This is a genomic window from Streptomyces klenkii, assembly GCF_003626645.1.
GTDB classification, from domain to species: domain Bacteria; phylum Actinomycetota; class Actinomycetes; order Streptomycetales; family Streptomycetaceae; genus Streptomyces; species Streptomyces klenkii.
This window is the reverse complement of record NZ_RBAM01000201.1, coordinates 1-1042: the sequence shown is the minus strand read 5'-3', so window position 1 is coordinate 1042 and position 1042 is coordinate 1. Positions and strand designations below refer to the sequence as shown.

Sequence of the window (1042 nt, the reverse complement as noted above, 5' to 3'; positions counted from 1 at the left end):
CATCCGCTACGTCACCGCCTGCCTGCTGGTGATCGGCTTCAACGCCACCGACCTGCCCGACGCGTTCGGCGCCATCCTCAGCGGGGCGTTCGCCCCCGAGGGGGTCGCCGGCGGCCTGGTCGGCGCGCTGATCATGGGCTTCCAGCGGGCGGCCTTCTCCAACGAGGCGGGCGTGGGCTCGGCGCCCATCGCGCACGCCGCCGTGAAGACCAAGCGCCCCGCCACCGAGGGCCTGGTCGCGCTGATCGAGCCCTTCCTCGACACCGTCGTCATCTGCACCATGACCGCCCTGACCATCGTGGTCGCCGGCGGCCCGGCCTACCTGGAGGCCCGGGACACCGCGGCGGCCGGCGGCGAGATCAGCGGCACCACGGCCGGGATCTCCATCACCTCCGACGCCTTCGAGACGGCGCTGCCCTGGTTCCCCGCCGTGCTCACCCTGGCCGTCTTCCTCTTCGCCTTCTCGACGATCATCACCTGGGGCTATTACGGGCAGCAGGCGTGGGCCCACCTCTTCGGCGCGGGCCGCGTCACCGGGACCGTCTACAAGGTCCTCTTCTGCCTGATGATCATGGTCGGCACGCTGCTCTCCCTGGGCACCCTCGTCGACCTCGCGGACGCCTTCCTCTTCATGGCCGCCGTCGCCAACATCATCGGCCTCTACCTGCTGGCCCCCGTCGTCCGGCGGGAGCTGCGCAAGGTGCTGGTCTACGTCGCCCGCCGGGACGCGGGGGAGACCGACGAGGTCATCGAGGCCGACGAGGCGGCGGCCGAGGCCGCGGGGGACATCACCCTCGCCAAGTGACCGGCCCGGGGGGTCCCCCGGGGCGGCCTTTAGGCTGGCCGCATGCTGACCATCACCCAGGAGCTGCGCGACCGGATCGTGGCCCACGCCCGCGCGGACCACCCCGACGAGGCGTGCGGAGTCGTCGCCGGGCCGGCCGGCAGCGACCGCCCGGAGCGGTTCGTGCCGATGCTCAACGCGGCCCGCTCCCCGACGTTCTACGAGTTCGACTCCGGCGACCTGCTGCGCCTGTACCGG

2 protein-coding genes are annotated in these 1042 nt (G+C 72.6%); both read left to right on the top strand.

Annotated elements, in window-relative coordinates; genetic code table 11:
* Nucleotides 1–805 (top strand): alanine:cation symporter family protein (locus D7231_RS35770; protein ID WP_147449930.1); only part of this gene is annotated, 805 nt, incomplete at its 5' end.
* Between the two features lie 42 nt (nucleotides 806–847).
* Nucleotides 848–1042: M67 family metallopeptidase (locus tag D7231_RS35765; RefSeq protein ID WP_199739553.1), on the top strand; the 195-nt coding region annotated here is incomplete at its 3' end.